The 16,338-nt window shown below is 33.5% G+C and carries 15 protein-coding genes; all 15 read left to right on the forward strand.

From position 1 onward, the window contains the following. The coding region (locus AC1Q8M_RS05865; RefSeq protein ID WP_492334123.1) for a hypothetical protein at nucleotides 1–225 on the forward strand (225 nt) is incomplete at its 5' end. Nucleotides 226–250: 25 nt separating this feature from the next. Next, nucleotides 251–1,546: a homoserine dehydrogenase gene (locus AC1Q8M_RS05870; protein ID WP_001066913.1), complete on the forward strand. Its 1,296-nt coding sequence runs from the start codon at nucleotides 251–253 to the stop codon at nucleotides 1,544–1,546. Continuing rightward, a complete protein-coding gene (gene thrC / locus AC1Q8M_RS05875; protein WP_000276432.1) occupies nucleotides 1,539–2,597 on the forward strand; it encodes a threonine synthase in 1,059 nt (352 codons plus the stop codon). The genes AC1Q8M_RS05870 and thrC overlap by 8 nt, the downstream gene beginning before the upstream one ends. Beyond that, nucleotides 2,594–3,487, forward strand: coding sequence for a homoserine kinase (gene thrB, locus AC1Q8M_RS05880; protein WP_098855572.1), 894 nt, complete (start codon nucleotides 2,594–2,596; stop codon nucleotides 3,485–3,487). Before thrC ends, thrB begins: the two co-directional genes overlap by 4 nt. A 131-nt stretch (nucleotides 3,488–3,618) precedes the next feature. Beyond that, nucleotides 3,619–3,828 carry a DUF6366 family protein gene (locus AC1Q8M_RS05885; protein ID WP_001030799.1) on the forward strand — a complete coding sequence of 70 codons (210 nt, stop codon included), beginning with the start codon at nucleotides 3,619–3,621 and terminating at the stop codon, nucleotides 3,826–3,828. A 207-nt stretch (nucleotides 3,829–4,035) separates the two neighbouring features. Further along, the gene (locus AC1Q8M_RS05890; RefSeq protein WP_000738155.1) at nucleotides 4,036–6,339 is read left to right on the forward strand and encodes a glycoside hydrolase; all 2,304 of its coding nucleotides are present in this window, start codon (nucleotides 4,036–4,038) and stop codon (nucleotides 6,337–6,339) included. Nucleotides 6,340–6,659: 320 nt separating this feature from the next. Beyond that, complete coding sequence (locus tag AC1Q8M_RS05895) at nucleotides 6,660–7,661, forward strand: LCP family protein (protein WP_098855639.1); 1,002 nt, start codon at nucleotides 6,660–6,662, stop codon at nucleotides 7,659–7,661. 164 nt (nucleotides 7,662–7,825) lie between these two features. Beyond that, the gene (locus tag AC1Q8M_RS05900) at nucleotides 7,826–9,073 is read left to right on the forward strand and encodes a hypothetical protein (protein WP_098855570.1); all 1,248 of its coding nucleotides are present in this window, start codon (nucleotides 7,826–7,828) and stop codon (nucleotides 9,071–9,073) included. Nucleotides 9,074–9,085: 12 nt separating this feature from the next. Next, nucleotides 9,086–9,775, forward strand: coding sequence for a response regulator transcription factor (locus AC1Q8M_RS05905; RefSeq protein ID WP_000036074.1), 690 nt, complete (start codon nucleotides 9,086–9,088; stop codon nucleotides 9,773–9,775). Continuing rightward, a complete protein-coding gene (locus tag AC1Q8M_RS05910; RefSeq protein ID WP_098855569.1) occupies nucleotides 9,772–11,130 on the forward strand; it encodes a sensor histidine kinase in 1,359 nt (452 codons plus the stop codon). The genes AC1Q8M_RS05905 and AC1Q8M_RS05910 overlap by 4 nt, the downstream gene beginning before the upstream one ends. 101 nt (nucleotides 11,131–11,231) lie before the next feature. Beyond that, nucleotides 11,232–12,053 (forward strand): peptidoglycan-N-acetylglucosamine deacetylase, encoded by an 822-nt coding sequence (locus tag AC1Q8M_RS05915; RefSeq protein WP_000409484.1) that lies wholly within the window; start codon nucleotides 11,232–11,234, stop codon nucleotides 12,051–12,053. 14 nt (nucleotides 12,054–12,067) lie between these two features. Then, nucleotides 12,068–12,724 (forward strand): YkyA family protein, encoded by a 657-nt coding sequence (locus AC1Q8M_RS05920; RefSeq protein WP_098855568.1) that lies wholly within the window; start codon nucleotides 12,068–12,070, stop codon nucleotides 12,722–12,724. Nucleotides 12,725–12,883: 159 nt separating this feature from the next. Beyond that, a complete protein-coding gene (locus AC1Q8M_RS05925) occupies nucleotides 12,884–13,564 on the forward strand; it encodes an MgtC/SapB family protein (RefSeq protein ID WP_000119510.1) in 681 nt (226 codons plus the stop codon). Nucleotides 13,565–13,656: 92 nt separating this feature from the next. Next, nucleotides 13,657–14,199, forward strand: a complete 543-nt coding sequence (locus AC1Q8M_RS05930) for a GNAT family N-acetyltransferase (RefSeq protein WP_061661211.1) — start codon at nucleotides 13,657–13,659, stop codon at nucleotides 14,197–14,199. Between the two features lie 315 nt (nucleotides 14,200–14,514). Then, nucleotides 14,515–16,323, forward strand: coding sequence for an IucA/IucC family protein (locus AC1Q8M_RS05935; protein WP_001163337.1), 1,809 nt, complete (start codon nucleotides 14,515–14,517; stop codon nucleotides 16,321–16,323). The last annotated feature ends 15 nt before the right edge of the window (nucleotides 16,324–16,338 follow it).

Here is a 16,338-nt window from a genome sequence, read left to right on the forward strand (position 1 = left end):
ATTGACGGTATCAGCCGTTATCTGAACTTGAGCAATCTAGGGAGAAATACGTCTAGATTGGAACAAGGGTGGAACCACGAAAACACATTCGTCCCTTTCCTAGGGATGGGTGTGTTTTTTTACTTTGAAAGGAGGTGCAGTAACATGGAACGATTTGTACGTACGGAAATAACCACCACCTGCATGATTAAAAAGCAGCGCAAGGTGATTGATAGAGATAAATAATAAAATTGTAGGAGGAGATTAGAAGATGAATAACGTTATAAATGTTGGGGTATTAGGTTTAGGTACGGTCGGAAGTGGTGTTGTTCATATTTTGAAAGAACATTATAAAAAAATCGCTCTTGATACAGGATACAAAGTGAAAGTGAAAACAGTCGTTGTACGTGATTTGGAAAAAGAACGCGATGTTTGTATTGACGGAATTGCAGTCACAAGTCATGCAGATGAAGTTCTAAATGATTCAAATATTGATATTGTAGTAGAGGTAATGGGCGGAATTGAAGAAGCAAAACAGCATATTGTTAAGGCTTTAGAAAATAAAAAACATGTCGTAACAGCAAATAAAGATTTAATGGCTGTATATGGTGCAGAGCTTCTTCAACTGGCAAACGATAATGATTGTGATTTATGTTATGAAGCGAGCGTAGCAGGCGGTATTCCAGTGTTAAGAGGACTAACTGACGGGCTAGCATCAGATCAAATTGAAAAAATAATGGGAATTGTAAATGGTACAACAAATTATATGTTAACAAAAATGAGTCAAAATGGGTGGTCTTATGAAGAGGCTTTACAGGAAGCACAAAAATTAGGTTTTGCAGAATCGGATCCGACAGCAGATGTAGATGGACTAGATGCGGCGAGAAAGGTAGCAATTCTTGCAAACTTAGGTTTTTCGATGAATGTTTCATTAGATGATGTGCAAGTAAGAGGGATTCGAAAGGTTGAAAAAGAAGATTTACAAATGGCTGAAAAGTTAGGATTTACTATGAAGTTAATTGGGAAAGCAGAAAAACAAGGATCAGCCATTCATTTAAGTGTAGAACCGACACTTTTACCAAGTCGTCATCCATTATCGAATGTAAATAATGAATTTAATGCAGTATATGTTCACGGTCAAGCGGTAGGAGAAGTTATGTTTTACGGACCTGGAGCTGGAAAGTTGCCAACTGGTTCTGCTGTAGTAAGTGATATTATTTCCATCGTTAAAAATATGAATCAAGTGCCGAAAAATAAAAGTGCGTTAAAAGAACCAGTTCCTTATGAATTACAAGGTGATGAAGAAGTAGTTTCGAAATATTTCTTGCGTATTTCATTACGAGATGAGCCTGGGATGTTACAAAAAATAACAGAATGTTTCGTTAATTACTCTGTAAGTTTAAAAGAAGTTATTCAATTACCTTTAAACCGTGAACTGGCAGAAGTTGTTGTTGTGACACATCGAACTTCCAAGTATCAATTCGAACGAGTTTTAGGAGCGATAGAAGCTGTCGCAAGTGAAATAAACAGTTACTACATTATTGAGGAGGAAAAACAATATGTATAAAGGACTATTAAAACAATATGCTTCTTATTTACCGGTGAATGAAAACACACCTGATGTCAGTTTAATGGAAGGAAATACACCTCTTATTCCGTTATTAAATATATCAAAGCAATTAGGGATTCAGCTATATGGTAAGTACGAAGGAGCGAATCCGACAGGTTCTTTTAAAGATCGTGGTATGGTGATGGCAGTTGCTAAGGCGAAAGAAGAAGGTTCAGAAGCAATCATTTGTGCATCAACAGGTAATACATCAGCATCAGCTGCAGCATATGCGGCACGTCTTGGGATGAAATGTATAATCGTAATCCCTGAAGGAAAGATTGCGCATGGAAAATTAGCGCAAGCGGTCGCTTATGGAGCTGAAATTATTTCAATAGAAGGGAATTTCGATGATGCACTTAAGGCTGTAAGAAATATTGCTGCAGAAGAGCCGATTACATTAGTAAATTCAGTGAATCCTTATCGAATTGAAGGACAAAAAACAGCAGCATTTGAAATTTGTGACCAATTGCAAAATGCACCAGATGTTCTAGCTATCCCTGTTGGGAACGCAGGGAATATTACAGCATATTGGAAAGGCTTCTGTGAATATGAGAAAGAAAAAGGTTATAAGAAGCCAAGAATTCATGGCTTTGAAGCAGAAGGAGCAGCGGCAATTGTAAAAGGGCATGTAATTGAAGAGCCTGAAACAATTGCAACAGCAATTCGCATTGGTAACCCAGCAAGTTGGGCGTATGCAGTAGAGGCTGCCGAGCAGTCTTGTGGTGAAATAGATATGGTATCAGATGAAGAAATTTTACATGCGTATAGGTTATTGGCAAAAACTGAAGGAGTTTTCGCTGAACCGGGATCAAATGCTTCATTAGCTGGCGTAATTAAACATGTTAAATCTGGAAAAATCAAAAAGGGAGAAACAGTTGTTGCAGTATTAACTGGAAATGGTTTGAAGGATCCTGATATCGCTATTTCTTCAAATCAACTAGACATCGCAAGTTTGTCAAATGATATAGAACAGATTAAAGATCATATTAAAGGGGTGATTATGTCGTGATACCATTAAGTGTTCGTGTCCCTGCTAGTACGGCAAATGTTGGTCCTGGATTTGATTCAGTTGGAATAGCTTTGTCATTGTATTTAGATGTGGTGGTTAAAGAAAAAGCTGATAAATGGCAAGTAATCCATTCCTTTGAAGAATCAATTCCGACAGACGATAAAAATTTAATCGTTAGCACGGCATGTAAAGTCTGTCCTTCTATATCACCCCATATAATAGAAGTTACTAGTAATATCCCATTAACAAGAGGGCTAGGAAGTAGTGCATCAGCGATTGTAGCTGGGATAGAACTTGCGAATCAACTAGGCAATTTGAACTTAACTGCTGATCAAAAAGTTCAAATTGCTACAAATTTTGAAGGACATCCTGATAATGTTGCTGCTTCTATATTAGGTGGAACTGTAATCGGAGCACTTGATGGAAAGGATATTTCCGTCGTAAGAATTGAGAGCAAGGAGTTAGGGGTAATTTCTCTTATTCCGAATGAAGAATTAAATACAGATGAAAGTCGATCTGTATTACCAAAGATGTTTCCGTTTCATGAGGCAGTTAAAGCTAGTGCGATAAGTAACGTATTAGTAGCTGCATTATGTCAAAAGCGGTGGGAAGTTGTAGGTGAAATGATGGAGAGAGACCATTTTCACGAGCCATATCGTTTAGAACTCGTACCGTTATTACCATCTATTCGTAAATGTGCAAAAGAATTTGGTGCATACGGCACAGCACTTAGCGGTGCGGGACCATCTATTTTTATTTTAACGCCGTATGAGAAACGTCAAGAAATCGCTGAGCAATTAGCGAGAGTATTTACAGATATGAAAGTATGTGAGCTTGAAATCGACCATAAAGGTATTATTGTAAATAAGGGAGAGCATATTGGATTATAAAGAAAGCTGGCATGGCTAGCTTTCTTTACGTTGCAAACCTATTTTAAATTAGGTTTTTCCGGAAAAAATATAAAACAAATGTTAATTTTGAATAATGTAGCAAAGAGTACATTCATTTTGGGGGTGATTAAATGAATAAAGATTCACCAGAAGAAAAAAGAGAGCGTATGAGACAAAGTGAATTAAAAAGTAATCCTACTGGTTCTTTACATGACGGACTCAATAGAGCGGAAACAGGTAGTCCAGTTGATATAGCAGGCGGTATGAATTGGAAAAGTACAGGGATAATCATTTTAGTACTACTTTTAGGATACATTGTATACACTTATTTTTTCAGTTAAAGAATGCTTGTTAAAATTTTGATTTGCTTAGTTTCATAATTGTTGAGAAAAAATGCAGTTACTGTATTACATATCTTTTAAGCGAATTATAGTTGTTCATATCAACTTTTAATACTCCAAATAGAGCTAGCAAAATGCTAGCTCTATTATTTTTTGCCACATTCCTGTAACAAACCACCTGTATATTCATTGGTGGAGGTGCAGAGGATGAAAAAAATGATAGCGATATGTCTTCTTACAACTATGTCATTTTCGACTTTAGTCGGTTGTGACGTAAAAGGTAGTAATGCTGTACAAGAGTCTAAAATAAAGAAAGCGACGTATAAAGATTTTACTTATGATGTAAATCCAGAAACATTCACATTAACTGTAGAACATGAGGGTGTAAAGGAACAGGCATCACAACCTCTACCGAAAATGAAGGTATCGAATGTAAAAAAAGAAAAGGATCGTACATCGTGGGAATATCCAGATCAAAAAGTAAAAATAAAATTAGAAAAGAAAAAAGACCACTTAAACATTGAAGTGGAATCGACTGGTGCAGAAAGCTTTACATGGCCGAAAGTAGAAGCTGAAAATTATACACTTCCGTTATGGGAGGGTAAGCAAATTCCGAGCAATGATGAGAATTGGAAGAAGTTTTTAAAGGATGATGCATATTCATTTGCTGAATCATTTTCTATGAAGTTTTTCGCATTAAATGGTTCGAAATATTCAATTGTATATATTGCAAACAATATGTTTAATAATGAATTGAAATTTCATTCGGATCCGAAAATAGGATTTGATTTTACACATGAATTTCCGAGCATAAATAAAAATAAAACATATGGATTTCAATTATATGTGACAAATAATGATGCGGTAAGTATTGCTAAACTGTATAAGGATGATATTGTTCGAAAAGGTGAATTTAAAACATTACAAGAAAAGGCTAGAAAAAATAAAGAAATCGAAAAGTTATATGGAGCGGCGCATTTTTATTTTTGGAATCAAAATGGTTTATCAGAAAATAATATAAATTGGCCAAAACTAAGGGAGCAAATAAATAGCCCGCTGTTTAGTCATATAAAAGAACTTATTCAAAAGAATAGTTCAGAGCCTGGGGAACTGAATGTATTAGATCAAGTAAGTAAACAAGATTTCATTGATAAGTATCAAAAAAATGTTATTTTACGTTATATAAACGAAGTATTATCCATGAAGGAATTTTATAAAGAGGATATTTTTCAAAACGTTGACCAGGAAGCTAGTGTGCTATTAAAGAAAGGTGTAGGTCACTTAACGAATACAGAATTGTATAGCTTAAATAAGCATTTATTAAAGTCGCTACTTGGCGATGCGGTTGAAGAGGTAAGTAAATGGGGTAATGCAGATGGAACGGACATACTAAAGGAAATGACAGAGGCCGGAATAGAAAAAGCGTGGATTGGTCTGCCGAACTGGGAACAAGGATTTATGCAACCGAATTTCGTGGCAAAAGCTAAGGAAATGGGGTATTTAGTTGGCCCGTATGATTCATATCATTCCATTCACGAAAAAAGTGATAAAAATTGGAACACAGCATCCTTTAATGACCCATCATTATACGAAGAGGCTACTGTAACGAAGAAAAACGGAGAAAAGGTGCAAGGCTTTTTAGGCAGAGGTCGCAAGTTAAACCCGACTTTATCGCTGCCTAGTGTAAAGGAACGCATGAATGATATATTACAAAATGGTCCTAAATATAATTCATGGTTTATTGATTGTGATGCGACAGGTGAAATTTACGATGACTATTCAGCGAAACATATAACGACACAAGAGCAAGATTTAAAAGCACGTTTAAAACGAATGGACTACATTGCACAAGAAAAGGGTATGGTCGTTGGTTCTGAAGGTGGAAATGATTTTGCTAGTAGTACGATTGCATTTGCACACGGAATTGAAACACCTGTTATTAAATGGGACGATGAAGATATGCGGAAAAATAAAACAAGTCCGTATTATGTCGGTGGATATTGGTCACCAAATCAAAATGTTCCCGAAAAATATGCAAAACAAGTACCATTGAAAGAAGAATATAAACAAGTGTATTTAAACCCAGTATATTCGGTACCATTATATAAATTAGTATACAATGATTCCGTTATTACAACGCACCATTGGGAATGGGGAAGTTTAAAGGTAAAAGATGAAGTGGGAAATCGAATGCTGTCTGAATTATTGTATAATGTTCCTCCGTTGTACCATTTAGATGAAGTAGAGTGGAATAAACATAAAAAAGAAATTACAGAGCATCTAAAAGTTTGGAATGAAGTTCATGAAAAAGCAGTAAAAGAAGAGATGACGAATTTTACGTATTTGTCAGAAGATAAGCTAGTACAATCTGTTTCTTATGGAAAAAATATTAAAATCATTGTGAACTTCTCAAATGAAGACATGGAAGTAGAAAAAACGAAAATAAAAGCAAAGTCGGCTTTTATTGATAATCAGGGGAAGAAAAGCATGTATACGCCGTTTGAGAAATAATAACGTGAAATATACTGTATTCATAGAGGTTTTATCATTAGCTGGACTCTTTATTCATATCGTTTATCTGGAAAAAGATATCCTAATTTAAAATGAAAGAGTTAATGAATTTATAAATTTGCATGTTGCGAAGTGCTAAATTTTTGAAATTGGTAAATAGTGACTTGCCAAAAATAAGTACGAGAGTATAATGTGAAATGGAATACATATTGGGTTTTAGTAGTAACCTTACAAAATTGTAAGGTTAATGAAAGGAAATTCAATATGAAGATAAATAGACTTACATTATACTTGGTAAAGAGAAAGAGAGGCGAATGGGTATGAGCTCTGAATTAGAACAAAATACGAGAAGTAATAAAAAGCGTTTTAAAAGAAAGTCAATAAAATGGTTCATATTAATTCCATTTTTCCTACTTATTTTTGGAGGAGTAGGATATGGTTCGTTTATATATAATAAAGCAAAAGCTGTTGTAAATGATGCGTATGCGAAAATTGAAAAGTCATCAAAGCGTGATAAAGAAGTTGAACCTTTAAAGGATAATATTTCAATATTAATCATGGGTGTAGATGGAAGTGAAATGAGAAAAAGCCAATATGGCGAAGCAGTTCGAACAGATGCACTTTTATTAGCAACAATTAATAAAGATGATAAGTCTGTTAAGCTAGTAAGTATTCCACGTGATTCACGTGTTTATATTCCAACTAGAAAAAAATTAGATAAAATTACTCATGCTCACGTATTTGGTGGCGTAGAAAGCACACGCGATACGGTGGAAAGATTTTTAAATGTCCCTGTTGATTATTATGTGAAGTTTAACTTTGAATCATTCGTACAAATTGTCGATTCAATTGGTGGTATTGATATTGATGTACCAGTTACTTTCACTGAACAAGATAGTAAAGACCAAGCTGGTATGATCCATTTAGAAAAAGGTTACCAACATTTAAATGGAGAACAAGCACTTGCACTTGCAAGAACGCGTAAAATTGATAGTGACGCAATGCGTGGACAGAGACAGCAACTTGTAATAGAAGCAATTGCCAAAAAAGCGATGTCTGTTCAATCAATTAGCAAAATGGGCTCTTTACTAGATGCGGTTGATAAAAACATGAAAACGAACTTAACATTTGACGATATGCTTGCCATTACAAAAAATATGGCAGGATCTAATTTGGAAATGGAAAAAATGCAAATAGAAGGTACAGATAAACGTATCGGTGGTATTTATTATTACATTCCAAATGAAAAAAATGTAAAAGATATTTCAAAAAAATTAAATGATCATTTAGGTGTAACGCCAAAACCAGTTCGAAACGAATAATAAAAAAAGATTGGCTTTTGCCAATCTTTTTTTTTGGAATGTATTTGTAACTTTTCTGTAACGATTTTTTAGTTTAGAAAAATTATACTCATATGTATGAGTATAATGGATAGGTAAAAAAGTAAAAGGATATATTCAAAATTTGTGGTAAGGAAAGATATCATATGCAGAAATGGTTAAGCATGATGGGAATTATCTTTATATTGACTGGATGTAAAATGTCTGAAGCTCCAACAAGTCTAATGGAAGCTCCTACAAATAAAAAATGGATTAATGAATTAAATGAACAAATTGATAAAGATTTACCTGTTAATTATCGCTTACTTACTCCAATGTCTAATAGAGATAAACAGACGACATGGTCAATGAATTTCGAGCGAGATAATAAAAAAGAAGCTGTCATCGTATATAAAATACCTAATGAAGATTATCATATATATTTAGCCGTATATGAGAAGAAAAATAATGGATGGAATATGAAGTCAACCTATACATTTGATGGGGAAGAAGTAGATATTGTTGAGGTAGGAGATTTCACAGGGAGTGGGAAAAGGGAACTATTGATAGGAATAACTACCAATCGTGATTTATTAGAAAACACAATGTATGTTTTTTCCGATGAGAGTGACGATATAAAGGAATTTTATAGACAGAAGTATACAAAGTTATTTATAGATGATTTAAACAAAAATGGTTTTAAAGACATAAGCCTTGTTTCGCATATGAAAGATGAACAGTTGAAGGTTCAGTTCATTGAAAAGTTTAAGGTATTGTCAGAGGTTACATTTGATCCGTATATAAATAGTATTCAAAGAATACAAATGGGTCGTATTTCTAAATCATTAAAGGCAGTTGTAATCGATGCGGGAACAGGGGCTCATTCAGGTATAACTTATGTAGCAAAATTTGATCAGGATCATTATGAAGTATTACCTATAGATGGGAAAGAAGATTTATTTAATGAATATGTTGTAGAAAGTAAAGATGTTAATGAAGACGGCATTATTGAATTTGTTCGTACTGTACGCCCAAAAGGTTGGGAAGATAAATCACATGGTGATAGTCCGCTTTTCGAACGTTACATACAGTGGAGTGAATCTGGAATTAAACCAATTGAAGAACGATATATAGATATAGAAAAAGGGTATTATGTGAAAATCCCTAAAGAGTTAATAGGGAAAATTACAATACCAGATCAGCAAAAAGAATCAAATTCTCAAAAGTTTTTGGATACAAGAACAAATGAAATATGGCTTGAAGTTCATATTTTTAAGCGGAAAGAATGGTTCAATATAAAAGGCTACAGCGCAGCAATTAAAACGGCTTCTCACATATATGCAGTACCGAAGCAATCAAAATTTGAAAAAGTGAAAGCATATATAAAACCGCTAGCGGATTATCAACAAGAGTAGGAGGTGAGAATTATGTCAAAAATTTTAGTTTTAGAAGATGAATTAACAATCCGTAGCTTTATTGTTTTAAATTTAAAACGTGCTGGATTTTATGTAATAGAAGCTACTACTGGAGAAGAAGCGTTACAAATTTTGAGTGAACAAACTGTTGATATAGCACTGCTGGATGTAATGTTACCGGGGATTAATGGTTTAGAAGTTTGTAAGGCTATCAGGAAAGAAAATAAAAAAATGGGTATTATTATGTTAACCGCACGTGTACAAGATGAAGATAAGGTGCAAGGACTAGGAATAGGTGCAGATGATTATATTGCAAAACCGTTTAGTCCAGTAGTATTAACTGCACGTATACAGTCTTTATTAAGAAGAATAGAAGTACATGAAGAAAAAACGAATATTGTTACGTCAGGTCCATTTTCGTTAAATATTATAGAAGAAAGATTGTATAAAGATGGACAATTAGTCGATTTAACACCTACAGAGTATATGATATTACAGTATTTAATGAATCAGGCTTCAAAGCCAGTTTCGCGTGATGAAATTTTAAATATGATTTGGGGAACCAATTACGTAGGTGAGACGAAAGTGGTAGATGTAAATATGAGACGGTTACGTCAAAAGATAGAATGTAATCCATCAGAACCTGAATTTATTCTTACGGTGTGGGGAAAAGGATATGTGTGGAAGGAAAGTATAAGATGAAACGGAAAGTGACTTTATATTTTATGACGGTCATTACACTTATGCTTGTATTATTTGAAGTTGTATTTTCAGTCTCAATTTATCGATACTATTATAATGGTATTGTGCAATATATAGAGTCTCATGCGAAAACGAGTACACGTTTTTTTTCAGAATACAATTCACTATACTTTATTCGGTTACAAGAATATAGTGGTGACATAATTAGTAGCTTTCAATTAGAAGGAACAGAATTACAGTTAATTGATCGTCACGGCTCGGTTATACAATCTTCAAGTGGTGAAAAGATAGAAGGTAAAGTCAATATTCCACAATCATTATTAGAAGGTGAAATGTATAATCAAGTTACTAAGAAAGATAATAAAAAACAACTAGAGGTGCTAAGCCCACTTATACATCAAGGACAAACTATTGGTGTTTTAAAATATACGACTGTTTTAACAAATATAAATAAAAAGATTATTGAAATTATTACGTTTACTATTTCTGTAGGTATTGTTATTTCGGGAGTCGTCTTCTTAATTAGTAGACGTTTGGCAAATTCATTTGTTGAGCCAATTGAATCCATTATTCAAGCCTCTTCACAAATTGCAGAAGGCACATTAAAGCAAAAAATTAAAGAAGATTATCCTGGAGAATTAGGTGACTTGGCACATAGTTTAAATTATATGGCCTATAAAATAGATAAGGCTGAGCAGATGAAAAATGAATTCATTGCTTCTATTTCGCACGAAATACGAACGCCTTTAACAGGAATTAAAGGTTGGAGTGAGACGTTAAAAACAGTAGATCATTTAACAGAAGAAGAAATAAAGCAAGGTATGGGCATTATTTCAGGTGAGACAGATAGGTTGATTCATTTAGTAGAAGAATTGTTAGATTTTTCAAGATTACAATCAAATCATTTTAATTTATATAAACAAAAGGTGCAATTGTACGATATACTAGAGGAGACGATTTGGCAATTAACTCCTAAATCGGAAGAGAAGGAAATTCAATTTATTACTACTATAGACCGAATTGAATTGATGGGAGATCGAAATAGGCTAAAGCAAGTTTTCTTGAATATTGTTCAAAATGCAATTAAGTATTCACATAAAAAAAGCACAATACACATTGAAGCGACTAAAATAGAAGGACAAGCAGTGATTAAGGTAAGAGACGAAGGGATTGGAATTGCTAAAGAACATTTACCATATATTGAGCAATCATTTTACCAAATTAATAATCATGCTGCAGGTGCAGGTATTGGTTTAGCTATCGTTAAAAAAATGGTGGAGCTTCATGGCGGTGCGCTTAGTGTTACAAGTAAAGAAGGAATAGGAACAACAATTTTGATAAAACTCCCATTATAATACAAATAAAATCTATTTATATGGTGAAATAAAAATAAATAGATGTATAATTATATTGGGCGATTTATATATAAGATTAATAGGGAGAGGAATTCGATAGAATGGAAAAAGCTTTAAAAATTAAACAAATAGTAGTCGTTTTAATAGCGATAGCCGCAGTAGCTATTGGGTATTACATGTTTCAATCAATTACTTCACCAGCAAAAGCTGTTGCGAAACAAGAAAATGTAGTGCAGCTTGCAAGTGAACAGCCGAAAGTTGAAATGAATAAAACGGCACCAAGTCGTTTTAATGGAAAAGAAAGAAAAGTTGCTTATCTTACATTTGACGATGGGCCAGGGAAATATACGGCTGAATTATTAAATACGCTAAAACAACATGATGCGAAGGCGACGTTCTTTTTAATTGGAGCGAATGTAAAAGAATTTCCTGATTTAGTGAAACGTGAAAATGCTGAGGGTCATTATGTAGGCATGCATAGTATGACACATAATTTCGCAAAGTTATATAAAAATGGCGAGTATGTAAATGAGATGAAAGAAGATCAAGGTTTAATCGCTAATATTATTGGGAAATCACCTAAATTAACACGTCCTCCATATGGTTCGATGCCTGGATTGAATGAAGGTCTTCGAAATAAAGTGGTAGAAGGCGGATTTAAAGTGTGGGATTGGACAATTGATTCATTAGATTGGAGATACAATAAAATGCCAGTTGATGCAGCTGCAGCACAAATTGCTCAAAACGTATTAACAAATGCAACAAAACCACAAGAAGTAATTTTAATGCATGATATTCACCCGCAATCAGTTGCTGCTGTGCCAGCAATTTTAAAGGGGCTAAAAGAAAAGGGTTATGAGTTTGAAGCTTATCATGAAGAGAGTCACTTCCCAGTGAACTTCTGGCATGATAACCGTATGTAATGGAGGAATGAACGTTGAAGTATGGAAAAGTAGCAGTAGTTGGAGCATTATCAGTAGGACTTTTAACAGGTTGTTTCGGTGAAAAGCCAGAAGAAAATCTATATACAGCTTTTGAAACAGCAGCAACACAAGAAAAATCTTTAGTGGATGAAGCAAAAAAATTAGCGCAGTTAGAGAAACAAGGGCAAGAATTATATGCTCAAATTTTGCAAGAAGGTAAAGATCATAATGAAGCAGTTGTGAAGAAAATAGAGCAAGCTACTGCAAATGTAGATGATCGTGAAAAAGTATTGAAAAGTGAAAAAGAAATGCTAGAAAAAGCACAGAAGGAAACGAAATCTGTTCAAAGTAATATAGAGAAGATTGAAGATAAGAAGTTACAAAAACAAGCAAAATCAGTAGAAGAGTCGTATAAAAACCGTTATGATGCATTCAAAAAGATGAATGAAAATTACACGAAAGTGTTAGCGACTGAAAAAGAACTGTATGAAAAATTAAAAGTAAAAGAAACGAAATTAAAAGAAATCGGTGAAAAAGTTAAAACTGTTAATGAATTAAATGTGGAAGCACAAAAGTCGAAAGAGCAGTTTAACAAATTTACAAAAGAGTATAATGACAGTAAATTAGCATTCTACAAAGATGCAGAAATTAAGATTAAAGATCAGAAATAAAGAAGAATCTAAAGTGTAATAAAAAGCCGGAGAAACATCGTTATAAATGTTTTTTCGGTTTTTTACGTTAAATGAATAGAAAAGACTGGAATTGATATCATAAAAGAGTTATAGTGAGTTATTCTAAGGGAAACATTGTAAAGTAAGGAGAATGGAAATATGTCATATGAATTTTTACTCAAATTAGGTTTAGCACTCTTTTTAGGATTATTCATCGGGATAGATAGGCAGCTAAAGAATAAACCACTTGGTGTGAAAACAAGTATGGTTATTTCTGTAGCAAGTTGTTTAATTACGATGGTTTCAATTGAATCTGTGCATGTATATTCTGTTCCAGGACATACAAATATGGATCCGATGCGACTGGCCGCTCAAATTGTTAGTGGAATTGGTTTTCTTGGCGCAGGTGTCATTTTACGAAGAAGTAATGATGTTATTTCTGGATTAACAACAGCTTCTATGGTGTGGGCTGCTTCAGCTTTAGGGATTGCAATTGGTGCGGGATTTTATTTACAAGCGACAGTTGCTATGGTTTTAATTATTTTAGCGATTAATGTACTTCCGCAACTTGTGAAAATTGCAGGACCGTATTCATTAAGACAAAAGGATTTATCTATAAAAATTACTGTTAAAGAGCATCATGAGTTAGATGGTATATTTAAGCAAATTAAAAATTTAGGCATGCATGTGAAACGCGTGAAAATTAAAGATATAGATAGTGGAGCATTTCAGCAACTGGAGATGGTTATTTTAGCTCCAGAAGATTTATATACAACAGAGTTATATAGTTCCCTGAAAGAGATTGATCGAGTAGTTTCAGTTGAAGTGGAAAGTAGATAATTGTGATAAAAAAGAGTGAAGTGAATTCACTCTTTTTTATTTGGATTTTTAAGGAATGAAATTGATATAATGATGAGTAACAAGGGGGAGAAATGATGGGAATACATATTAGAAGAGCAATAAAGGATGATATACCAGGTATAGCAAAGGTGCATGTTGATAGTTGGAAAACAACGTATAAAGGGATATTTGCTGACGAAATTCTAGATAATGTAGCATATGAGAAACGAGAAAAACAATGGGAAGATATTTTTCAAAAAGAAGGTAATCATCAATTTAGATTTGTAGCAGAGAATTTAAATGGAGACATAGTTGGATTCGTCGATGGGGGAGTAGAAAGAACTGGTACATATAATTGTGATGGAGAATTATATGCAATCTACCTTTTACAAGAGTATCAAGGAATGAAAATAGGACAAAAGTTATTTCAAGCTTTATTATCGGATTGTATAAACAATGATATGCAATCACTTTTAGTTTGGGTTGTTACGAATAATCCTTCTAAAAAGTTTTATGAAAAATTTAACCCTGAAAAAATTGATACGAAATTTTTAGAGAGAGTAAGGGTAGAAGAAACAGCGTATTGTTGGAGAGATTTGAATTTGTTATACAAAAAGTTATATAGATTTGCTTAAATAATATTATTATGTAAACTTTATGTTTGAAAGAGGTATACCAATTAAGGTATACCTCTTTTGTTTAACCATTTTGGATAGATTACTAATGAAAAATAGTAAGTATGTAGTTTGAAACTGAGTATTTTTTTCTTGTATTTTTAACTAGATTAAAGAAAAGAGAGAAAACAAGAAAAATTAAATCAGATAAAAAAATTCTGAAATATACTCTTGAATTGAATATCATTATCAATTAGAATCATAATTGATAACGACATTCAATTATCGTTTATTATATAAAATTTCGATAGCTTTAATATAAAGAGGAGGACCAACATGCAGCATGCGAAACAAATCGCAGAACATGCAACATTACAAAGCTTTTTAAACTGTTATTTAAGAGAAACAGGGAGTGGAGAATGGATTACAGAGGATGAAAGAATGAAGATTATCTTCAGTAATACGTTGAATAGAGATACAGTCCCCACATATTTATGTTGTCGGCTATCGGCACAGAACGTTACTTTGTATGGAGAAGTTATATATAAATCATCAACAGATCGTCATTTGTTTGGAGAACAATTTTATTATCAAATTGGAGATAGTAATTCTGTTATTAAAGCAGATTACGTTACAGTTATTACATTTTTAATAAAAGAGATGTCTATCAACTACGGAGAAGGGACGAATCCTGCGGAACTTATGCTTCGAGTTATCCGTAGTTGTCAAAATATTGAGGAATTTACAAAAGAGAGAATAGAAGATACGTCCGCATTATACGGTTTCCATACAACTTTTATAGAAGCGGAGCAGTCTTTATTATTTGGGCATTTAACTCATCCTACACCAAAGAGTAGACAGGGGATATTGGATTGGAAAAATGCAATGTATTCTCCAGAATTAAAAGGAGAATGTCAGCTTCATTATTTTCGGGCCCATAAAAGTATAGTAAATGAAAAATCATTATTATCAGATTCTACAACAACGATTATAAAAGAAGAATTAAGTAATGATGAGATGGTTAGTAAGGAATTTATAGAGAAGTACTGTAAGGAAGATCAATATGCATTAATTCCAATTCATCCGCTTCAGGCAGAATGGCTCTTGCATCAAGCTTACGTACAAGATTGGATAGTTCAAGAATTGCTTGAGTATATTGGACCTGTAGGTAAGTATTATATGGCAACATCATCACTAAGGACACTGTATCATCCCGATTCGAAGTATATGCTTAAGTTTTCATTTCCGGTGAAAGTAACGAATTCAATGCGTATTAATAAACTGAAAGAACTTGAGAGTGGTCTTGAAGGGAAGGAAATGTTAAAGACGGCTATTGGTGAAGTACGAGAAAGATTTCCAGGCTTTGATTTTATTTGTGATCCAGCCTATATTACATTAAATTATGGAACACAAGAATCTGGATTTGAAGTGATTATTCGCGAGAACCCTTTTTATAGTGAACATGCAAACGACGCAACATTAATTGCTGGGCTAGTTCAAGACGCTATACCTGGGGAACGTACGCGGTTATCGAATATTATTCATCGCCTAGCAGATTTAGAAAGTAAAAGCTGTGAAGAAGTAAGCTTAGAGTGGTTTAGACGATATATGAATATTTCTTTAAAGCCAATGGTATGGATGTATTTACAGTATGGTGTTGCATTAGAAGCTCATCAGCAAAATAGCGTTGTTCAACTAAAAGATGGTTATCCGGTCAAATATTATTTCCGTGATAATCAAGGATTTTATTTCTGTAATTCAATGAAAGAGATGCTTAATAATGAATTAGTTGGTATTGGAGAACGTACTGGAAATTTATATGACGACTATATTGTGGATGAGAGATTTCGTTACTACTTAATTTTCAATCATATGTTTGGCCTCATTAATGGTTTTGGCACAGCAGGATTAATTAAGGAGGAAATTCTTCTCTCGGAATTAAGGTCTGTACTTGAATCATTCCTTCCGTATAACCGGGAACCTTCAACATTTTTAAGAGAATTATTGGACGAAGATAAGTTAGCGTGTAAAGCAAATTTACTAACGAGATTTTTCGATGTCGATGAGTTAAGTAATCCATTAGAGCAAGCAATTTATGTGCAAGTACATAATCCGCTCGTTAGAGAAGTGGCTGTTCGTTCATAAATAGCGTTAAAATTT

It is taken from the genome of Bacillus sp. GW823-FHT06A10, assembly GCF_058795375.1.